This window comes from Microvirga aerilata (assembly GCF_016743775.1).
Lineage (GTDB): Bacteria > Pseudomonadota > Alphaproteobacteria > Rhizobiales > Beijerinckiaceae > Microvirga > Microvirga aerilata.
Genome location: NZ_JAEQMY010000223.1, coordinates 1 through 2,663, shown reverse-complemented (window position 1 = coordinate 2,663; position 2,663 = coordinate 1). Strand labels below are relative to the sequence as shown.

Below are 2,663 nucleotides of genomic sequence, written 5' to 3'. Positions count from 1 at the left end.
GGCTTGACCCGCTTGTCGGTGAGTTCCAGGAGGCGACTGCCGCGGCCGCCGGCCAGAACAAAGGCCATGGTGCAGCGTGTGAGCGGGGCGTGAGCTGTGACCTTCCTCGGCATGGGCGTTTCCTCTTGTCCAGACGCGGCTCTTCTGGCCTGCTGAGCTTCTATGCCCAGAGTTGAACGAAAGTTCCTCGCGTGCAAGGCGCTCTGTTCGACAGAGCCAGGTTCTTACGCCATCAGAGCATCTATCCCAGGCGCCCTGACGACGCTCTCAATGCCCGAGACATCTTCCGTTCCGGGTCAGGTAGTGACGATCCCCTGCCCTCCGGGAACGTCCGCTGTTCCTTGCTGGAGCAGATCCTCGGCCTACTTTCGAGAAGTGCAAGAAGCAGCCCTTTGGAGTTGAGGGTCAGCAGTAGTGTTGACCCCTCCGTTAAGCTAGCCTTACGGAACTGTCCCAGTACGGCTCGTCCCCATAGCGTTCCACCAGAAAGTCCACAAACGACCGTACCTTTGGGGAGAGATGCCGGGCCGAGGGGTAGAGCGCGTACATTGTTTGCGGCGCGATCTCAAAGGTGGGGAGCACTGCCCTGAGCCGCCCTTCCCTGACGTCTGGTCCCACCACAAAGGTGGGCACGAGGGCAATGCCGCTCCCGGCCAGGAGTGCTTCTCGCAGAGCAATGCTGCTGTTTGCGGTATAGTATGGCCGCACCCTTACCGTCAGAGGGTCGCTCTTGCCTGGCAGGGCAAAGGTCCACTCTGTGGGTGAGGTGGACAGGCTGTAGATCAGGCAGCGGTGCCGAACGAGATCCTCGGGACGCTCGGGACAACCGTGGCGCTCCAAGTAGTCAGGCGCGGCGCACAGGACCCGCCGCACTGGCGCGAGTCGCCGCGCGATGAGGGACGAGTCAGGCAGGCTTGTCCGGACACGGACGGCAATGTCGAATCCCTCCTCCAAGAGATCGACTGCACGATCGTTCATCACCAGATCCACCCTAACCTCGGGACAGCGTTGGATGTAGGCCGGCATCACACGGGCAAGGTGCAGGAGGCCGAAGGACATGGGCGCATTGACCCGCAGGAGGCCGCGGGGTGCAGCCTGAAGGGAGGCCACGGCGGTTTCAGTTTCCGTGAGGTCGTCGAGAATGCGAGCGCAGCGCTCGTAATAAGCTTGGCCGATCTCGGTTAGTGCAAGCCTGCGGGTGGTGCGGGCGATCAGCGTCGCTCCAAGTTCGACTTCGAGATCGCTGACCTGCTTGCTCACCGCGGCATTCGAGCGGCCGAGATCCCGGGCCGCAGCCCGGAAGCTGCCGAGTTCGATGACCCGCCGGAAGGCGTGCATGGCGGCAAGCTTGTCCACCGCAATCGTTCACTCCAAACGAACAGTCTGTTTCGTTCATAGCAGATTATCTTCTCAGGTAGAATAGTTCATCTTCGCATCAGGCGTCGAGCACCGGCACCGTCAAAGCGAGGGCCAGCCTCCTGATGGAGCCCTCCACATTACGGGAGATGGATAATGAACAAGCAGTACGAACCTGAACCACGCGGGATCCAGACCTTGATCGGCAATCTCTCCGGCAAGGAAATTGTTATTCCGGACGCGAACTCGCCCCCAATGCCGGCCCTCGCCGAACCAGGAGTTATCTTCAACGGGGCGAAGGCCGAGGGCTTCACGATCGACTCTGCCGGCGGCTACCCCGATGTGCGCAGCTTCAGGCGCAAGTTCGGGCTGCTTATTCCGGCCACCAATACCAGCATGGAGCATGAGCTCTGGAGCATTATCTTCAACAACCAAGGGCCGAGCGGGCTGGATGGGATTGGGCTCCACACGTCCAATGTCCTGACCCCAAAGCCGCAGCTCAGAACAGAAGAGGATCTGCTCGAGTACAAGCGGCAGTTTCTGGAGGGACTGCAAGCGGCCGTGGACACCGCGCTTCTGGCACAGCCGCAGTATCTGATCATGGGCATGAGCTTGGAACACATCATTAGCGGACTGGAGGGTATCCGCGCCGCGATGGCTGATGTCGCGAGCTACAGCAGTCTGGCTTGGGCCATGTGGCACGATGCCGTTGCGGCCGCGCTGAAGGGCTACAATGCCAGGAGGATCGGGCTCCTCACTCCCTTCGACCAGATCGGCAATCGTAACGCGACCCGGATGTTTGAGGATCTGGGATTTGAGGTTGTTGCCAGCGTCGGCTTTTCCTGTGCGAACGCGCTGCACATTGCGCATGTGCCTAACTGGGCCAAGGAGAAGGCCATCATGGAGTTGCTGGCCACCGGCGCTAATCGCCTGGACGCCGTCGTGCAATGTGGAACCAATATGAGCCTGCTTAACGTGACGGTGAGGCTGGAGCCCGTGATCGGAATTCCGATCCTTGGAATCAACGCGGTGTTGTTCTGGTATGCGCTGAGAGAGAATGGCACCCTCACCGCGCTGCAAGGGGCCGGTCGGTTATTCCGTGAGTTTTGATCCCGGTCCTGGGATCAACCGGGCCGGCTCTCATCAGCAACAACCTCCTGTACGATGATGAAGACCATTTCGCAGGCGACCAGAAGCCGGCTTTCAATGTGACCTTGCCCCTGAACGACCGCTAATGGGATGGACCGGCCGTGCTTACCGGCGCACCCTTCATCAGGGGCGCCCAGCACAAGGATCTGAGCCATGCC

At 60.6% G+C, this 2,663-nt stretch carries 3 protein-coding genes; 1 reads left to right on the top strand and 2 read right to left on the bottom strand.

What is annotated here, in order from left to right; genetic code table 11:
• Positions 1 to 429 precede the first annotated feature (429 nt).
• A complete protein-coding gene (locus JKG68_RS31780) occupies positions 430 to 1,356 on the bottom strand; it encodes a LysR family transcriptional regulator (RefSeq protein ID WP_202066369.1) in 927 nt (308 codons plus the stop codon).
• A gap of 156 nt (positions 1,357 to 1,512) precedes the next feature.
• On the opposite strand from JKG68_RS31780, the gene JKG68_RS31775 reads away from it, so the two are divergent.
• Positions 1,513 to 2,466 (top strand): maleate cis-trans isomerase family protein, encoded by a 954-nt coding sequence (locus tag JKG68_RS31775; protein WP_202066368.1) that lies wholly within the window; start codon positions 1,513 to 1,515, stop codon positions 2,464 to 2,466.
• Between the two features lie 14 nt (positions 2,467 to 2,480).
• Here JKG68_RS31775 and JKG68_RS33095 read toward each other — a convergent pair.
• The coding region (locus JKG68_RS33095) for a hypothetical protein (protein WP_210346517.1) at positions 2,481 to 2,663 on the bottom strand (183 nt) is incomplete at its 5' end.

What these genes read in the sequence shown, in the direction of transcription:
- JKG68_RS31775 (WP_202066368.1), top strand. Translation starts at nt 1,513, where the DNA reads ATGAACAAGCAGTACGAACCTGAACCACGCGGGATCCAGACCTTGATC.